At 40.5% G+C, this 18,224-nt stretch carries 17 protein-coding genes, 1 tRNA gene and 1 other RNA gene; 7 read left to right on the top strand and 12 right to left on the bottom strand.

All coding sequences use genetic code 11. The features are described from left to right. Positions 1 to 59: 59 nt before the first annotated feature. Entirely contained in the window at positions 60 to 2,465 is a 2,406-nt protein-coding gene (locus ACXAH9_RS16165) for an alpha-ketoacid dehydrogenase subunit alpha/beta (protein ID WP_474895891.1), read from the top strand. Here the strand turns inward: ACXAH9_RS16165 and ACXAH9_RS16170 are convergent. Continuing rightward, positions 2,459 to 3,346 carry a hypothetical protein gene (locus ACXAH9_RS16170; protein ID WP_474895892.1) on the bottom strand — a complete coding sequence of 296 codons (888 nt, stop codon included), beginning with the start codon at positions 3,344 to 3,346 and terminating at the stop codon, positions 2,459 to 2,461. The genes ACXAH9_RS16165 and ACXAH9_RS16170 overlap by 7 nt on opposite strands. A 47-nt stretch (positions 3,347 to 3,393) precedes the next feature. On the opposite strand from ACXAH9_RS16170, the gene ACXAH9_RS16175 reads away from it, so the two are divergent. Together ACXAH9_RS16175 and ACXAH9_RS16180 are read left to right on the top strand one after the other, a co-directional pair. Then, positions 3,394 to 4,350 carry a LuxE/PaaK family acyltransferase gene (locus ACXAH9_RS16175; RefSeq protein ID WP_474895893.1) on the top strand — a complete coding sequence of 319 codons (957 nt, stop codon included), beginning with the start codon at positions 3,394 to 3,396 and terminating at the stop codon, positions 4,348 to 4,350. 108 nt (positions 4,351 to 4,458) lie between these two features. Continuing rightward, positions 4,459 to 4,584: a hypothetical protein gene (locus tag ACXAH9_RS16180; RefSeq protein ID WP_349567567.1), complete on the top strand. Its 126-nt coding sequence runs from the start codon at positions 4,459 to 4,461 to the stop codon at positions 4,582 to 4,584. Here ACXAH9_RS16180 and ACXAH9_RS16185 read toward each other — a convergent pair. The 4 genes from ACXAH9_RS16185 to ACXAH9_RS16200 all read right to left on the bottom strand — a co-directional run bounded on the left by ACXAH9_RS16185 (position 4,581) and on the right by ACXAH9_RS16200 (position 11,003). Further along, positions 4,581 to 5,738 carry a sigma-54-dependent transcriptional regulator gene (locus tag ACXAH9_RS16185; RefSeq protein WP_474895894.1) on the bottom strand — a complete coding sequence of 386 codons (1,158 nt, stop codon included), beginning with the start codon at positions 5,736 to 5,738 and terminating at the stop codon, positions 4,581 to 4,583. The two genes, ACXAH9_RS16180 and ACXAH9_RS16185, sit on opposite strands and share 4 nt — an antisense overlap. Before the next feature lie 24 nt (positions 5,739 to 5,762). Further along, an RNA gene (gene rnpB, locus ACXAH9_RS16190) (RNase P RNA component class A) lies at positions 5,763 to 6,122 on the bottom strand. Positions 6,123 to 6,131: 9 nt separating this feature from the next. Next, on the bottom strand, positions 6,132 to 6,530 hold the full coding sequence (locus ACXAH9_RS16195) for a hypothetical protein (protein WP_474895895.1): 399 nt from the start codon (positions 6,528 to 6,530) through the stop codon (positions 6,132 to 6,134). 69 nt (positions 6,531 to 6,599) lie between these two features. Next, complete coding sequence (locus ACXAH9_RS16200; protein ID WP_474895896.1) at positions 6,600 to 11,003, bottom strand: translocation/assembly module TamB domain-containing protein; 4,404 nt, start codon at positions 11,001 to 11,003, stop codon at positions 6,600 to 6,602. Positions 11,004 to 11,108: 105 nt separating this feature from the next. Here ACXAH9_RS16200 and tsaD point away from each other — a divergent pair, with 105 nt between their 5' ends. From tsaD to ACXAH9_RS16220, 4 genes are read left to right on the top strand one after another with little or no spacing between them, the layout of a single operon-like run. Continuing rightward, positions 11,109 to 12,110 carry a tRNA (adenosine(37)-N6)-threonylcarbamoyltransferase complex transferase subunit TsaD gene (gene tsaD / locus ACXAH9_RS16205; protein WP_474895897.1) on the top strand — a complete coding sequence of 334 codons (1,002 nt, stop codon included), beginning with the start codon at positions 11,109 to 11,111 and terminating at the stop codon, positions 12,108 to 12,110. A gap of 23 nt (positions 12,111 to 12,133) precedes the next feature. Continuing rightward, complete coding sequence (gene smpB, locus ACXAH9_RS16210) at positions 12,134 to 12,601, top strand: SsrA-binding protein SmpB (protein WP_474895898.1); 468 nt, start codon at positions 12,134 to 12,136, stop codon at positions 12,599 to 12,601. A gap of 5 nt (positions 12,602 to 12,606) precedes the next feature. Continuing rightward, positions 12,607 to 13,116 carry an HNH endonuclease gene (locus tag ACXAH9_RS16215; protein WP_474895899.1) on the top strand — a complete coding sequence of 170 codons (510 nt, stop codon included), beginning with the start codon at positions 12,607 to 12,609 and terminating at the stop codon, positions 13,114 to 13,116. A gap of 23 nt (positions 13,117 to 13,139) precedes the next feature. Beyond that, a complete protein-coding gene (locus ACXAH9_RS16220; protein WP_474895900.1) occupies positions 13,140 to 13,490 on the top strand; it encodes a hypothetical protein in 351 nt (116 codons plus the stop codon). A 99-nt stretch (positions 13,491 to 13,589) separates the two neighbouring features. Here the strand turns inward: ACXAH9_RS16220 and ACXAH9_RS16225 are convergent, their stop codons facing one another. From ACXAH9_RS16225 to ACXAH9_RS16255, 7 genes are all read right to left on the bottom strand, one after another. Continuing rightward, positions 13,590 to 14,051, bottom strand: a complete 462-nt coding sequence (locus ACXAH9_RS16225; RefSeq protein ID WP_349567583.1) for an ExbD/TolR family protein — start codon at positions 14,049 to 14,051, stop codon at positions 13,590 to 13,592. A gap of 8 nt (positions 14,052 to 14,059) precedes the next feature. After that, positions 14,060 to 14,680: an ExbD/TolR family protein gene (locus ACXAH9_RS16230; protein WP_474895901.1), complete on the bottom strand. Its 621-nt coding sequence runs from the start codon at positions 14,678 to 14,680 to the stop codon at positions 14,060 to 14,062. Further along, a complete protein-coding gene (locus ACXAH9_RS16235) occupies positions 14,680 to 14,982 on the bottom strand; it encodes a hypothetical protein (protein ID WP_424964093.1) in 303 nt (100 codons plus the stop codon). The genes ACXAH9_RS16230 and ACXAH9_RS16235 overlap by 1 nt, the downstream gene beginning before the upstream one ends. A 21-nt stretch (positions 14,983 to 15,003) precedes the next feature. Continuing rightward, positions 15,004 to 15,834 (bottom strand): MotA/TolQ/ExbB proton channel family protein, encoded by an 831-nt coding sequence (locus ACXAH9_RS16240; protein ID WP_349567589.1) that lies wholly within the window; start codon positions 15,832 to 15,834, stop codon positions 15,004 to 15,006. 141 nt (positions 15,835 to 15,975) lie between these two features. Next, a tRNA-Ser gene (locus tag ACXAH9_RS16245) sits at positions 15,976 to 16,063 on the bottom strand. 91 nt (positions 16,064 to 16,154) lie between these two features. Continuing rightward, entirely contained in the window at positions 16,155 to 17,219 is a 1,065-nt protein-coding gene (locus ACXAH9_RS16250; RefSeq protein ID WP_474895902.1) for an asparaginase, read from the bottom strand. Beyond that, positions 17,216 to 17,992: a TatD family hydrolase gene (locus ACXAH9_RS16255; RefSeq protein WP_474895903.1), complete on the bottom strand. Its 777-nt coding sequence runs from the start codon at positions 17,990 to 17,992 to the stop codon at positions 17,216 to 17,218. Before ACXAH9_RS16255 ends, ACXAH9_RS16250 begins: the two co-directional genes overlap by 4 nt. Positions 17,993 to 18,224: the final 232 nt, after the last annotated feature.

An 18,224-nucleotide genomic window follows, 5' to 3' on the forward strand; every position in this document is an offset into this window, starting at 1 on the left:
GTATTTTTTCCTACTTTTGAGAGTGGCATATCGTTATAGATTCTTAAACATTCATCATTATGAGCGAGGCGAAAAGTAAAACCAAATTACCAGTTTCTAAAAAGGAAATTTTAAACGATTACAAACTAGCTGTTGAGAGCCGGGAAGCCAGCCTGATTGGTCGAAAGGAAGTTTTCATGGGGAAAGCGAAGTTTGGAATTTTTGGTGACGGTAAGGAGGTGCCTCAGATTGCAATGGCCAAATATTTTCAAAATGGAGACTGGCGATCGGGTTACTATCGCGACCAGACTTTTATGATGGCTATTGGACAACTCAATACCGAGCAATTTTTCGCTCAGCTATATGCCCACACTGACGTTGAAGCTGACCCTGCCTCTGCCGGAAGAATGATGAATGGGCACTTTGCTACTCGCTACCTTAATGAAAAAGGTGAATGGTTAACCCAAACCGACAAGAAAAACAGTAGTGCAGACATATCTCCAACAGCAGGACAAATGCCTCGGTTGTTAGGCCTTGCCTACGCATCTAAACTATACAGAGAAAATAAAGGCCTTGAGGAGTTTGAAGATTTCTCGATAAAGGGAAACGAAGTAGCCTTTGGAACCATTGGTAATGCATCCACATCGGAAGGTCACTTTTGGGAAACAATGAATGCCGCAGGTGTGCTGCAAGTGCCGATGGTGATGTCCGTTTGGGATGACGAATATGGCATATCTGTGCCACAGAAATATCACACGATTAAAGAGAGCATTTCTGATGCACTTAGCGGATTCCAACGATCAAAGGACAAGCCAGGATTTGAAATTTTTAAGGTGAGAGCGTGGGATTATCCGGCACTTATGGACACCTATAAAAAAGCGGTTGAAACCTCTAGAAAAAAACATATCCCATGTCTTATCCATGTGGTAGAAGTAACTCAACCGCAAGGTCACTCTACCTCCGGTTCTCATGAGAGATATAAAACCAAGGACAGACTAAACTGGGAAAAAGAGCATGATTGCATTTTAAAAATGCGCGAATGGATCGAGAGTGAGAACTTTGCTACTGCTGAAGAGCTGGATGCAATGGAGAAGGAAGCAAAGCAAGCTGCAAAACAAGCCAAAGATCAGGCATGGAAGTCTTATAGCCAGGACATAAAGAAAGACGTAGAAGAAGCGCTAAACCTTATAGAAAAGGCTGGTATTTCATCAACTCAAAAAGATGAAATCTCCAAAATCGCTGGGGATTTAAGAAAAGAACTGAATCCTGAAAAATCCAATGTGATCCGTTCTGCAAAGCAAACATTAAGATTACTAAAGAATGAAAATTCTGCTGAAAAGCAGACATTGGTGAATTGGCTGAAAGAGAAGTCTAACCTTTATTCAAAGCAATTCAATTCGAAGCTTTACAGTCAATCTGAAGAATCAGCACTGAACGTTGAAACCATACCTGCCACCTACTCTGACTCAAGCGAGTTGGTAGATGGAAGAGAGGTATTGAACGCTTGCTTTGATAATCTTCTCAAGAACGATCCGAGAATTTTTGCTTTTGGTGAAGATGTGGGGAAAATTGGTGATGTAAACCAAGGTTTTGCTGGGCTTCAGGAAAAGTACGGTGAGCTTAAAGTAACCGATACAGGAATTCGTGAGACCACTATTATTGGCCAGGGTATTGGTGCTGCGATCAGAGGTCTAAGACCTATTGCTGAAATTCAATACCTGGATTATTTACTCTATGCCATTCAAACCCTTTCTGATGATTTGGCAACCTTACAATACCGCACCTATGGCGGACAAAAGGCACCACTAATCATCCGAACAAGAGGACATAGATTAGAAGGTGTATGGCACTCAGGATCTCCAATGGGAATGATTCTGCATGCACTGCGTGGAATATATGTTCTTACTCCAAGAAACATGACCCAGGCAGCCGGATTCTACAATACACTTTTACAATCGGATGATCCTGCATTAGTAATCGAATCTCTGAACGGCTATCGTCTAAAGGAAAGAGTACCTGATAATTTAACAGAATTCAAGCTTGCACTTGGAGAACCGGAAATCCTACGTGAAGGTAGTGATGTTACAATCGTTACTTACGGATCTACCTGTCGAATTGTGATGGAAGCTGCTAACCAGTTGGCTGAAGAAGGCATTGAAGCTGAAGTAATTGACGCACAAACACTTATTCCTTTCGACAGACCTCAAATGATTGTACAATCACTAGAGAAAACGAACAGACTGGTTGTAGTTGATGAGGATGTAGAAGGTGGTGCTTCAGCGTTTATTCTGCAACAGATTCTGGAAAGAGACAATGGCTACTTCCACTTAGACTCCAAACCATCAACAATCACTGGAAAGAACCACAGACCTGCATATGGCAGTGATGGGGATTACTTCTCTAAACCTAATGTAGAGGATGTATTTGACAGGGTGTATGCGTTGATGTCAGAGGCTAATCCAGAAAGCTATCCGCAGCTTTACTGAGTGATATCAGATAACACAAAGTCGGGAGTAAATACTTCATTACTTTTATTCCCGGCTCTATCGTATATGTAAAACTTTGCTCTGATAACATCATCAAGAAAAGCTAATCTCAGTATTACTGACTGAATCGAGTAGGTAATAGTGCCACTCTTTCCTTCAGGATCGTAGAGTGGAATTCTCCCGTTGAATATCCCAATATCGCACAGTTCAGTGCCGAAAATATTCTGATAGTTTAGCGGAACATAGTTTTCCCCCACCTTCTTTTGAAATTCAATAATGAAATTGTAGTGAGACTCAACTCTTCGTACAGGAATGGTAGTATTTATTACTTGCGCACCTGTGGTAGGAACAATTCTTGAGTTTTCGCCAAAATCATATGAGGTAATAGTAGTATTATTCAGGAACGTTTGATCCTGATTAGCCAAACCCGGACATTCGAAAGGTATATCCGAGACATCATCAGAAAAATGCTCCCGATTAAATACCAAGACCGGGTAATCATTTTCTGAAGGATCAACAATCAATGAATTTCCAGAAATGCCAATTGGCACAAAGTTTTGAGTAATTAAAGGAGCAAGGTAGACTGGAGGCACCACCTCATTTAGATTTGCCTCAGTAACCACAGTATCTCGTGAATCTATGTAGACATCAAATTCATGAAATGGCGGTAAAATATCTGAACCTTCATTAATTCCTATATCGCCATTTCCATCCTCAAAAGAGAATGATAATATCAGTGAATCAGTATTGGCTCCATCATAAAATACGATATCCTCAAAAGCGATTCTTGGGGTATCTGGAAATACATCTTTTTCAAAACACCCTGATAGTGTCAGTACCAATACCGAAATAAACCAAATACTTTTGAGGAGTCTTTTCATATGATGAGAACAAAAATAATCTACATTGCCCCTAATGAGACAAACCTATGAGTTTTGCTGAAGAATTCAAGCATAGGATATTTGAAATAAACGAAGAAACATTTCAGGATAGTTCATTGGCTGCTTTTGAATATCAATATTCAAATTGCCAGATATATCATGAATATTGCAATCACCTCAAAAGAACACCTAAAAATGTTAATCATTTAAATGAAATACCATTTCTTCCGATTGAGTGCTTCAAAAATCATGCTGTAAAAAGTGGTGAATGGAATGAAACGAAAATTTTTAAAAGCAGCGGTACAACTGCCTCTGGCAGGAGCCAACATTTTATCAAAGACCTGTCCCACTATCATCAAAGCGCGAAATCAAACTTCGAAGCGATTTTCGGTTCACTTAGCGAATTTATAATTGTTGCCATTCTACCATCATATCAAGAACAGGGCGACTCATCCCTCATTAGCATGGTGGATTACTTCATGCAATTCAGCAATCCAGATTCTGGATATTTTTTAGAGGAGCATGTAGATCACATACTCAATAATGACCATAAAAAGCTAATTATCGGAGTGTCTTATGCACTTCTTGATCTGGCAGAAAAAGACCCTAAAACAAACAATGCCATAATCGTGGAGACCGGAGGTATGAAAGGAAGAAGAAAAGAAATGACACGCAGCGAATTTCATTCAAATTTAAAGCTTGGATTTGGAGTAGATCATATCTGGTCGGAATACGGGATGACGGAATTACAAAGCCAGGCTTACGGCAGAGATGGGGATTTTTCATTTCCATCCTGGGCAATGTGTCTAATCAGAGATATTAACGATCCCTTCACCTATTTGCCCGAAGGTAAGACCGGAGGCATTAATGTAATAGACCTGGCAAACATTGATACGTGCTGTTTTATTGAGACTAAAGATCTGGGAAAGAATAATCGGGAATCTTTTGAAGTTCTTGGTCGTTTTGATAATAGCGACATTCGTGGATGTAACTTGCTGATTTAGCGAAAAGAATGAAATATTTTAACGAAATCGCTGTTGTTTAGAAGATTATTTCTTCTATTTTTGAAGGGTTAGTAATAAAATTAGCTTGCTCATCGAATTAAACCGCTTATGAAATTGAAACTTACCATACTAGCTGTAATAATCTTGGCAATGAGTGCATGTACTCAAAGAACATGTCCTACTTATGCTCAGGAAGACACCAAAGAAGTGAAAACAGAGCAAGCAAACGCTTAAGCTTCTACGTACTTCTTTACATCGCTCTTTGTAATCGTGTCCTGAGACATGATTACCAATCGCTCGACTACATTTCTCAATTCCCGAATATTCCCAGTCCAGTCGTATCCCTCTAGCTGGGTAATTGCGTCCTTATCTATAGATTTCTTGGCTGTGCCATAATCGGCAGCAACCTGATCCAGAAAATGATCAGTGAGCAATCCAATATCCTCTTTTCGCTCCCTAAGTGGCGGGACAGTGATCACCATTACACTCAACCTGTGATAAAGGTCCTCCCTGAAATTTCCTTCCTCTATCTCCTTTTTCAGATTTTTATTTGTTGCAGCTAATACCCTCACATCCACGTTTATTGACTTATCTCCTCCCACTCGAGATATCTTCTTATCCTGCAAAGCCCTTAAGACTTTCGCCTGGGCGGAAAGACTCATATCCCCTATCTCATCCAAAAAGAGGGTACCACCGTGCGCTTGTTCAAATTTTCCAATTCGTTGCTTATGTGCCGAGGTGAAGGAGCCTTTTTCATGGCCAAACAATTCACTTTCTATTAGCTCTGAGGGAATAGCAGCACAATTCACTTCTACCAATGGAGCCTTTGAACGAGCACTTTTTTCGTGAAGCCACCTGGCAACTAATTCCTTGCCTGTTCCATTCTCTCCAGTTATCAGCACTCGCGCCTCTGTTGGAGCTACCTTCTCGATGGTTTCTTTTACCTCTGTAATTCCTTTTGACTCACCAATGATCTCCAGTCCTTTGCTCACCTTCTTTCTAAGCACTTTAGTTTCTGTCGAAAGTTTAGAGCTTTCCAGCGCATTACGAACAGTCAGCAAAATCCGATTTAAATCCGGCGGTTTCTGAATGAAATCATAGGCTCCCTTCTTTGTGGCTTCCACTGCAGTGTCTATGGTGCCATGGGCAGAAATCATTACAAAAGGTACCTCTATCCCCTCCTCTGAAGCTTTGCTCAACAGTTCCATACCATCCATTTTAGGCATTTTAATATCGCAGAGCACGAGATCTATTTTTTCATCTTCCAGCTTGGTCCAACCAGATTCACCATCTTCTGCGGTCAGAACATCATATTTTTCTTCAGAAAGAATGTCGCTAAGAGCATCTCTGATACTCTTTTCATCATCAACAACAAGAATTTTAGCCATATATCAAGATTTGAAGCTACTTATACAAAAAGCAAGCCAGTAAGCCGGGTTCTGTTCTATCCCATCATTTATCTGGCCTTGTCGTCACCGACAAGGTCTATCAACCTACCCAATTCCACTCGAGCGAGTAACTCTCAGCGTAGAACCTATTTGGTCTTTCAGCGCGTGAGGTTTGCCATGCAACCAATGTCACCATCAGCCCGGTGAGCTCTTACCTCACCTTTTCACCTTTTCCTATCAAAGACAGGTAGTCTGTTTTCTGTGGCACTATCTCTATACTGACGTGTAACCGTCAGCACGCTTCTGATTAAGAAGCACGCTACTCTATGCTGCCCGGACTTTCCTTACAGGCTGTAACGCCTGTACGATGGGTCGGCTTGCGTTGCAAAAATATTAATGAATATCCTTACCAGTGATCTTTAATTCCCAATCATCCGCATGTTGGGCAATTTCCTGAATCATTTCCTTAACCATCTGATCCTTCAGATTCACAAGGAAATTGATTGCTTCTACTTTAAGGAAGCCATCCTCAATGATAAACTTGGTGTACGGATAATCCTTTGAAGCTGCCAAACACTCATCAAATGGTATGTCATACGAAAGCTCGCACACCTTTGATTTCAAATGAACTACTTCCCTATTATAGCCAGCATGCTCAACAATATGTCCTGTGACTGTCTGAAATCTTCCACGTTTTAAAGGGACAATAATAACGGATTGGTTTTCATCGTATTCACGAAATTCACCTCCGATTTCTTTGGCGTAGCTTTGACTAAATTTTCTGTAATTCATGGTGTTTAGGATTTATCTTCTAAAAAGATAACTATTCCAATTGAATTACCCTCAGAACTGGCTACAAAACTACTTTGTGGAGTCTTTGGTTTCATCATTAGCAGCCTCCAGGTCATCATCGCTTTCGTCTTTTCTCCTTAGTATAGCCTCATTTCGCTTCATGGTCAATAACTCTGTTAAATCGTTAAAAGAGTGTACAAAGCGCAAACTGATGCCTGTTTCCTGGTTTTGCTGATTGTCGTTAATTTGAATTCGCTGATCAGTAGTCCTGAAGACTTTAGCTCTGAGTCTTCCGTCTTTGGTTAAGCTATATTCTACAGACCAATCACCTACGATATCGTTGAGCACATTATCGTTCTGATCATTCTGACTACCAAAATCTCCACCACGAGTCACCTTTAAGCGACCATCTAAAAAGGTATAAGCGAATCGCAATTGAAATGTATTAAAAGCATCACTATTTAAATCAGCAAGATTCACCTCAACCTCTAAGTTTTCGTCAATCTGACTAACCAGGTAGCTAACCTGACTTGATAGAAACTCACTCACACTATTACCTACACTTCCACCGCCACTAAGTGTAAAGCTTTGACGTGGTGAAAATCGCTTAAGAAAGAGCAAACTAATTACCTGACGTTTTAATTCTTGTTCATCACTTGTAATCTGAGAAAGCAAAGGAATATTATCCTGATTTGCATCTGACTCATTTTGAAGTTCAAGGTCAAAATCAATGTCAGGAGAAAGCATTCCTCCCTGAATTCTCAGAATCACTAGAATCGGTACTTTATTTGCGAGTAGGGTCGGATCCTGCTCTGCAGGGTTCTTAAGTCCTTCAAAAGAGGCTCGCTGAAGATAGGTAGCATCCAGGTCTAATGTCGCATTATAAGGATCACCATACCAGGTAATGCGACTTCCCGGAACAACTCCAAATTCTTTGTTTAGCAGATTGGGAACAGTGAAATTGTAAGCTCCTTCAGTGATTTCAAGAGGACCAAACATGTTGAACTCCCCATCCGTATCCAGTCGTAATTTCAAGTTACCTCGCCCTCTTCCACGAATGATATCTCCTGTCTTAATATCAAATATCAGCTCACAATAGGCATCTGGTGTCACTTCAATATCAAAATCCAATGTAAGACCTGAGATATTAAAGTCATCCTCTTCAACTATTCTAGTGGTATCTTGAAAATCAACAAATGAAATGTATTCCTCTTGTCCTACATTTGTTCCTTCTGATATGGGTACGAAGAATCTCGTATCGGCCTCTGTGGTAATATTGGCTTTGATATTCAGGTCATTTAATGGACCCGTCACATCAATGGTGCCAGTTCCGTAAGCAGAGCCATAATACAGATTGTTATCTATAGAGGTCGTGTTCAGAAATTCAAAATTGTTAGCACGAATGGTCATGTTTGTCACAAGATTGCTAAATGATTGATGACTGATGTATCCTGTAACAATAGCATTCGACCCTTTTCGATCAACCAGGTCAAAATTGACTAATCGAATCTGAGCTGGATCAAAATCAATTCGACCATCGAACTTATAATGCGTATTCAAATATTTGATTGTTACGCCTCCATTTTGAATATTGCAATTACCTACTACTTTAGGACTGTCCACTGTACCTGATATTTTTAGAGATCCACCCGCTTTTCCTTCTATTTCATCAAAATTTTCCTGTAAAAATGGTTCACCCATTTTCAATTCAGCATCATCAAATTTGACGTCAAAATCAAGCTGATTGGTGGCTAAAGTTGGATAATAAAACCCTTCTATCTGGATCGCATTCACATTTTTTCGTTCTACTTCCACTTTGGTATAAACACTCTTGTCCGATGGGTTCCATCGGGAGGATCCGCTCACATCTCCTACTTCCAGCGATCCATATTGAAGATTCTTAAGTAAGAAACCTCCATCAAATTTGAATGGCTCAGTACTACTTTGACGAAATACCCTGAAATTACCATTCAGAAAGCCTCCAACAGTCTCTCCTGAGAACAGGCTTGCCTTATTCATATTTAGATCTTCTGTAAAAACCTGTATGGAAGTGGGGATGGAATCAGCATATACGCCTTGAACAGATATGGATTCACTTGAATCATAAATCTCCAGGTTGGAAATAGTGGTTTTTCTCCTTGTGATCACTATTTGATTTGTTGGATTAAACGTCCAGTTATCGTCAAGAAGCTTAATATCGGATGGAAGCATCTTTAATGTAAGCGAATCTGAGTATAGCTTAATTGCACTTTCTAATCGAATATTACTTCCAGTTTCCGGTTGCTCTATTAGTGTAGTTAAGTCGATATTCTTGTCATACCAAACACCTTCAAGCATTAGACCTTGGGTATCCGGCATTCCAGGGACTTCCTGTTTTTCAGATTGAAACAAAAAACTTGTTAGTACCCCTGAATCATCCAGTTCTTTGGAACCAAAAATTTCGAGTATGGGACGATGAAAAGTGTTATCTCCAACAAAAAGGGTATCTAACTCCACAAAAAGGGAAATATTCACATTCTTGCTTTGTCTAAAAGATGACTCTATTGTGGTTTTCCCACCAATAGACACAGGTAGTTTTAGAGAATCCAGATAGCTTGAAATATTATCTACTGAAGCATTGAAAGTAACCTTGTAGTCTGCTCCACTTCCTACCTTCTGTGTTTCCAAGGTATCCTTTGTCAATTGTAACTTTTGCGCATACCCAGATGCCATCACTGGCACATCCTTGATCAAATCAGAAATTTTGAATTTCCCCTTCAATTGAGACTGAAATCCTGGAAAAGCCACCTTGACTAGTCGAGCACTATCTGCTTCATAATCAGCACTAAACCTTATTGAATCCAACACCACCTGTTTTCCATTCAATGCTAGAAGCCCGGAATCAATTTTGAGTTTCCCAACAAAATTGTCCAGATCGAGATCCACTACATTCACCTGAATTTTTCCATAGGACGAAATGGGGCTGGCGGTAAGATTCAATTCTTTCGGATTAAATTCCTTGACATCCATTTCTACGTCCAAAATCTCAACTTCTTCTCTGAAATCAACCTGGGCCTTACCTAACAGGTCACAATTAGGATCGTGAATTCCAAAATCACCCTCAAAAAAGTTTTTAGCAAACTTTCCTTCAGCTTCGATGGTATCATAAACATAGCCCTTGAGACCACTTTGATAGATCAATGCCTTTAACTCAAAGTCTGCGTTATCTGGTGTTATCCCTTTTCCATTGATTGATGCTTTCAAGTTCACTCGTTGAAGAATATCGTTTTTTAAGAATGCACCAACGTTCACATCTTTAAACTCAAGGTTGCCTCTATAAGACATCTGATTGGGGTCTTGAGGAATTTTTAGGTTGATATCTGTGTGTACTGAACCCTGATTGGTAATAAAGTCACCGCGTGCGACAAAATCTTTCAGAAATCCGGCAAAACTTCCAGTGAAATCAATTTTACCCATCTGTTCCAGATTATCTGCATACTCACCAATGTAAGGTCTCAGGTCCCTTGGTAAAACGTGAGAATCTGTTAGATCGGCTAGAACGAAAGTTTGTGAGATATCTGGTAATCCAAAACAACTGACCCCTCCTATAAAATACGAATCACCATAACCAAATCTCGTCTCCTCAATATTGAAATCACCCACAGTACCCCATATGATTCCATCAATGGTAATATCCGCCTTGACCTGATCCTGACCGGTGACTATCTTAATGTCCTTTTGTGATATTTTGGATTCTTTGAAATGAAGTATAAAGGACACACTGTCAACGAAGCTGCCAAAATCATCAAGTCCATTATAAAAAAATTCCAGACTATCAGTGATGTGACTTGTGGGGGTTCGAAACTCCAAATCATCGATACTAATTGCTTGATTGCTAAACTTAAACTTGGTAGCAAACTCAGTTATCGTAAAATTCGAGTTGTGTTCCACACCCGTCATTTCAAAAATATTCCCAGATATGGTATCTGATTCTACGGCCAATTGACTGACTGCAAAATCGGGAATACTGAAGTTGAGATTTGCAAAATCTAACTTATTTGGACTTAGTTGTTTGCTTTTATCCTGCAAACTCAGGTGAAGATTGGAAAGGGTAATTTGATCAATGTAAAGTGGCTTGGACTCCTTTTTAACCGTATCTTTCTTTAAGGCATCCAAAAATTGTGAAAGATTGAGCTTACTCTCTCTATGATATTTAACCAGCTTTAGCCGTAACCCTTGTGATTGGATCTCCTCTACATTTAAATAATTCCCGTTGATCAGGTCAGATATTTTATAATTAATCGAAAGGCTTCTTGAATATATTAACGTATCTTTTTTCAGATCCTTTATGAGTATATCCTCTAAAGAGGCACGATCCAGCCAGGATATCTTTACTCTGCTTAGTGAAATTTCATGATCGGTCTTTTCCGACACCCCCTCCAGCACTTTTTGAGCCAGGAAGGTCTGCACTGGCCGAAGCTGCAACAGAAGCATTACTAGCAGTAAAAACATTAATGAATAGAAGAAAACCCCTGAAATAATCTTCCAGAGTACCCTGCGAACTTGCGTTATCGTTATCTTGGCCTTCAAAAAAAAGCGGTGGCGGTTATTCTAGGTATCGAGTCTTCTTGCGACGAAACTTCAGCATCTGTCTGTATCAACGGCAAAGTAATCAATAATGAAATTGCGAGCCAAGCAATTCATGAGCAGTACGGAGGTGTAGTGCCCGAACTTGCCTCACGGGAACATCAAAGAAATATCGTGCCAGTTGTTGATCATGTGCTCACTCACGCTGATATAAACGTAAAAGACCTGGATGGGATTGCTTATACAAGAGGGCCTGGGCTGTTGGGAGCCCTATTGATTGGATCCAGCTTTGCTAAATCCATGGCTGCATCATTGGATATACCACTTATCCCTGTTCATCACATGAAGGCTCACGTCTTAGCCCATTTTATCGATGATCCAAAGCCCTCCTATCCATTTATCTGTCTGACAGTGAGTGGGGGACATACACAGATTCTTCGGGTCAATGGTGCTACTGATATGATCATTCTGGGACAGACGCAAGATGACGCTGTAGGTGAGGCTTTTGACAAAGCTGCCAAGCTATTAGGTTTACCTTACCCAGGAGGTCCCATGATTGATAAGCTTTCAAAAGAAGGTGACCCTAGCAAATTTCAGTTTTCACAATCGGAAATGCCCGATCTCGATTATTCATTTAGTGGCATAAAAACGTCCATTCTCTATTTTCTAAGAAAGCAGGTTCAAAGAGATGAAAATTTCATTAAGCAAAATCTGAATGACCTGGCAGCAAGCATTCAGCATACTTTGATCAACATGCTGATGGATAAGCTTGTGAAAGCCGCTAAACAAGAGGACATCAAACAGATCGCGATAGCAGGTGGTGTTTCTGCCAATAGCGGCTTGAGACAATTTTTGGAACAGGAAGCTGAAATAAATGGTTGGGACATATTCATACCAGACTTTCAATATTGTACTGACAATGCAGGTATGATTGCGATCAGTGGGCACTTACTTTATGAACATGAAGCATTTGGTGAGCTAACCGATAGCCCACTGCCTCGTATGCCATTTTGATGACTCTATTATATATTTAAACTATGACTAAGGATAAGAACAGGTTTTCTAACGATATTCAAATAAAAAATCGCAAGGCGAGCTATGAATTTGAATTTGTGGAAAAAGTGGAGGCCGGCATTATGCTGAAGGGAACTGAGGTCAAATCCTTACGAGAAGGAAAAGCCAGCATACAGGAAGCATATTGCTATTTCAAAAAAAATGAGCTTTACATTAAAGGCATGAATATTTCTCCCTACTCCCAAGCCAGTTTTGAAAGTCATGAGATGACGCGTGACCGAAAACTACTATTGAAAAAGAGGGAGCTCGAAAAGTTCAAATCAAAGACAGAAGAAAAAGGATTGACTATTGTACCTGTTCGGATCTATATCAACAGCAGAGGACTAGCCAAACTGGAAATCGCCCTGGCGAAAGGAAAGAAAATATATGATAAGCGGGAAAGCATTAAAAAGAAGGATCAGAAACGCGAACTTGAACGCATGAAAATTTAGAAATTATGAATACTGTACTGGTACTTAATCAAGATTACTCTCCACTTACCGTATGTTCAGTACAGCGTGCATTTCTACTAATGTTTCTAAAAAAAGCTGATTTGATATCCGGAGTTGAAAACAGACAACTACGATCTGTTAGTGAATCATTTCCGTTTCCTTCCGTGATTAAAATCAAATACTACATCAGCATTCCGTATAAAGGAGTGGTTATGAGTCGGCACAACATTTTCAAAAGAGATGGGGGAAGGTGTCAGTACTGTGGTACCTCCAGAGATCTTACCATTGATCATGTGATCCCAAGATCAAAAGGTGGTAAATCTACCTGGACGAATCTAGTGACTGCTTGTAAAACATGTAACTCAAAGAAGAGTGACTATGCGCTGGAGAAAGTTGGGATGAAATTATTAAAACTACCGGTAAAACCCTCCTATCTTACATTTCTTAAAATGAACACCGGAGTTTACAGAGATGAATGGGCTCCATTTTTAAACCCGAAACGAGCAAGTGCGTAAGCCTTGAATAAAATACATTTTCAATGAAATACCTTACCTACATTTTGATTGGAGCTGTGACAATAGCATGCAACCCACAGCAAGAAGAGAAAGAATCTGAGCGTGAAGAAGCACTGGAACGCTTCGAGGAACAAAAAAAAGAACTGGAAGAGGAAATTCAACAATTAAAAGAAGACTCTGAAGAAGCGGCAGAAAATGCTAAACGAGATGTTGAAAAGGCCCTCAGAAAATTACAGAAACAGCGCGAAAAAATAATCGACGAAGCTGATAAGCTTAGGAAAGCCACGAAGAAGGAACTGGAAGACGCGCTGGATGAAGCCAAGGAAGAATATGAGCAATGGCTTAAGGAGAAGAAGAAACAATTGAATGAGTAAGCCCATTCACCATTTTAAGAAGTACGACTATCAAAGTCTGAAATAACAAAAAAAAACCCTGACCAATGGCCAGGGTTTATATATACTGAAAAAGTTATTTTAATCTTGAATGCCTTTCAAAGACTTGTAAAGAATTTTACGAGCATTTGACTTTCTAAGGGTTTGCTCAACATCCGAGACAATACCCATTTTTACTTCAGAATCAATATTCAATGCCATGGTAATTCGATCTCTTTCTGCCTCGGAAAGCTTATCCTTTTCCTGGTTCACAAAAAGAGTCAACTCTTCTGGCTCCATGAATACATCATTGGTTTGAATCCTTGGTTCTTCACCGTAGGTGCCAATGTTCTTTGGCTCTCCGATGTAGATGTGACTCACCAATGATTTCTTCTGAATCTTAGAAAGCTGCTCTGCCTTTGGAAGTACCTGCTTTACTAAAATCTCTTGCTCTCTCATCACAGTCGTTACCATGAAGAAGAACAAGAGCATGAAGATAATATCCGGCAATGCTGCCGTAGGTATATCCTGTGATGCACTTGATTTTTTCTTAAACTTCGACATAGTAATTCTTATTTATCAGGTTCTGCAATTGAGATCGCCTTAGGTATACCCGCTCTAGCCTGCTGGTACATTCTTTTCTGCACGTCCTTGCTCTGATCCAGCTCAAGGAACTCCTGTGCAGTAATACCCACTCGCTCAGCATAGATTTCATTGTAAGCTGCCTGAACAGCGTCCAATACATCAATGTAAAGCTCGTAGCTAGTACCTCTGTTTGCTTTAAACGATACTACCGCTTTCTTTGGATGATCTGAAGATTCTGGTCTTTGTCTGGCTTTGGCTTTGAGTGAACCTGGCAAACTGTTGTAAACAGCAATGCCTTCTTCATCCGGGTTACCAAAATTCAATACAAACGACTTAACCTCTTCTTTCAACTCAGAGAAAGGTTTATTATACGGCTCATTCTCTACCAAAAGCTGATCGTTAGAGTTAGCCAATATCTTGAAGATATTTCGCTCCTGAAATTCGATTTCAGGCTGATCTGGTTCTGGTGGAGGAGGCAGCTGCATTAAAATCCCTTTGTCATTTGCAATCGTGGTTGTTACCAGGAAGAAAATGAGCAAAAGGAAGGCAATGTCTGCCATAGAGCCTGAACTCACTTCCGGAGTGCCTCTATCTTTATTCCTCGCCATTATTCAGCTGCTTTTTTAATTTCTGTATAAACGATTCCGGCAATAGCCCCAATCGCAAGAATGTAAAATGTGGTCAATCCTGCGCCTACAAGCTTGGCCGTAGTTTCTGATACTTCACCTGAATTTTCACCACTCGATATGAAAAACGAGATTAAGAAAACTACAAGAACTCCTCCTACTCCGATTCCCATCTTCTTGAGGGATTCCGGATCTCCTATTGCCTTGGACAATGGCATTCCTACCGCAGCAAGAACGCACACGCCAATCAATATGTATGCTATAAATAATCCAACATCTACCATAGTCTAAATCTATTTAGATGATTACTTAGAAAGATTGTGCTTCACAAGAAGGTCTACCAAAGAGATAGATGCATCTTCCATGCTGTTCACGATTGAATCCACTTTAGAAACAAGGTAGTTGTAGAAAAGCTGAAGAATAACAGCCACAATCAAACCACCTACAGTTGTCAAAAGTGCTACTTTAATACCACTAGCCACAAGTGCAGGAGATACGTCACCAGCTTCTGCAATCGCGTCGAAAGCCTCGATCATACCAATTACTGTACCCATGAAACCAAGCATCGGCGCTAGTGAGATGAAAAGTGAGATCCAGATCATTCCTCTTTCTAGTTTACCCATCTCTACAGATCCGTATGCAATGATTGACTTCTCAACCATCTCTACTCCTTCAGACATTCTCATTAGTCCCTGAGTGAAGATTGATGCAACAGGTCCTCTTGTGTTTCTGCAAACTTCTTTCGCTGCATCAGGTCCACCTGCATTCAAAGCATCTTCCACATCAGCAAGAAGCTTCTTGGTGTTTGTAGATGCCATGTTCAGGTGAATGATTCTTTCGATAGCAATCGCTAAACCAAGAATCAAACATGCAAGAACGATACCCATGAAAGTTGGTCCACCATCAATGAATTGTTCTTTTACTACTTGGTGAAATCCTTTTGATTCTGCTGGCTCTTCTACAGGCGCAACAATTTCAGCGATTTCTTCTACAGGCTCTTCGTATACTTCTTCCGCCTGTGCTGTGTCAACAGCTGCAGAGTCTACCTCAGTAGAGTCAGAGTCAGAAAAACCCTGTGCCGTAGCACTGAAGGTAAATACACCTGCCAACATTAAGAGAGTCAATAACTTTTTCATAATTCAGTCTTGTAAGTTAAGTCTTCGGTTTAGTTAAATATTTAAGTTTTAGTAAATCCAAATTTGCATTTTCATTCCCACAAAATTCGCACCACTCATAAAAAATCGTCGAATTCCACAGAAATGTCTCTGCAAAAATCGCAGAGAGGAAGGGATTCGAACCCTCGATACCCTTTTGGGGTATACACACTTTCCAGGCGTGCGCCTTCGACCACTCGGCCACCTCTCTGTAGACCGCCACTTTTTGACGGGCTACAAATAAATCATGAAAAATACCTTTATGCAAGTTTTATCCCAACATCAAGGCCTTTCACTGTCAATCATTCCCACACAGAATCCATTTCACCGGCCAAAGAATGGGTTAATTGGTGCTTTAACCGATCTTTATCGGTTTCCCGGCCCAGCAAAAACATCATTTTTGTAATTGCAGCCTCAGTAGTAATGTCTCCGCCACTTAAAACCCCTATTCGATTCAATCCTTTACTTGTCTCATACTTCCCCTGCTCTACCTCTCCACCTACACACTGGCTCACATTTAAAATGATTTTTCCTTCTTCAATCGCTTTCTTCAGACAATTAATAAACCAGTCAAATTTCATAATATTTCCTGAACCAAATGACTCCAATACCACGCCTTTTACTTCAGGATCACTAAGAATCGCCTTGACTGCATGCTCTGTAATGCCCGGAAATATTTTTAAGATGATCACATTTGGATCTAGTTGATTCTGCACTTTAAGCTCAGATTTAGGATTATAGGGTTCTAGAGCGGCATAATTGAATTCGATCTCTATACCTGCCTCAGCCAGAACCGGATAGTTTTCTGATTCAAATGCAGCAAACGTACTGCTTCTCAATTTTTGCGAGCGGGAACCACGTAGTAAGCGATAATTGAAATAAACGCAGACTTCACTCACAATCGGTATCCCATCGGCATGAGCTGAAGCGATCTCCAACGCGGTAATAAGATTTTCCCGGGCATCTGAGCGGATGGAACCAATCGGCATTTGTGCACCTGTGAAAATAACGGGCTTGTTTAGTCCTTCCAACATATAGCTTAGCATAGATGCAGAGTATGCCATGGTATCTGTTCCGTGTAAAACTACGAATGCATCATACTGCTCATAGTTTTCCTCAATGATGTAGGCCATATCCTTCCAATCATGAATCAGTATATTTGAAGAATCGAGAGGAGTAGGAAAGGAAATCACCGTCAGCCTAATATCCAGCTGGCGTAGCTCAGGCACACGCTCAACCACCTTTCCAAAGTTGAAAGGAGCCAGAGAGCCACTTTCATCCTGGATCATGCCGAATGTTCCGCCTGTGTATATAATCAGGACTGACCGCTCCCCTGTCTCATTGATATTTACGATTTTGTATTTCATCCTGCTTTATCAGCCGGGAAAAATAACGCATTTGCATTTGTTGTGGTCAATGTACCCAACTCTTCTTTGCTCACATTCAGGTATTCAGACACTTTATCAGCTACCAATGAAACATAAGCGGGCTCATTACGCTTGCCTCGGTGTGGAGTAGGTGTGAGGTAGGGACTGTCAGTCTCCAGAATGATTTTGGATCGGTCTAAATGCGGAATGACCTGATCCATACCGCCATTCTTAAAGGTGCTGACGCCACCGAGTCCCAGGTAAAACCCTTGATCGGTGATTTGCTTTCCTTGTTCAATGCTTCCATTAAAACAGTGAAATACTCCTTTCAAGCCCTTACCTTCATACTGCCTTACCAGTTCGATGGTCTGGTCGATGGTCTCACGGCAATGTATAACGATCGGAAGATCGTATTTCAAAGCGAGCTCACATTGAAAGTGAAAGGCTTCTTTCTGTTGCTCCCAGAAGGTTTTGTCCCAATACAAATCGGTTCCCATCTCTCCAACCGCCAGAAACGATCGCTTCTCAAACCAGTCCTCAACCAGCTTTAATTCTTTTTCAAAATCTTCATTGACAGAGCAAGGATGCAGCCCCATCATTGGGTAGCAAACATCCGGGTACTTTTCTTCTAGCTTCAACATTGATTCAATCGAGGTGCTATCGATGTTTGGCAAGAGGATTTTCTTCACACCTGCTTCACGTGCCCGTTTGATAACCTCATCCAGATCCTCTTCGAAATGCTCCAGGTATATATGTGCGTGTGTGTCTATCATTGTCTGCGACTACAAAGTGCTTTACATATCATGAGTTCAATAAAAAAGGAAACACCTTAAAATCCCCTCTATGGAGGGGTAGGGGTGGGTTAAAAAAATTGTTTTCTTTTTTATTGAATTCAGTTCAAAAATGACTGCTATTATATCGACCCACCTCTTCCTCAGAAGCGTCTGACCGCTCCCAAGAGGAGACCTTTAATGTCATTTTTGAAAAGAATTTACAATTCCTAAC

Source organism: Ekhidna sp. ABH4_415 (assembly GCF_056161305.1).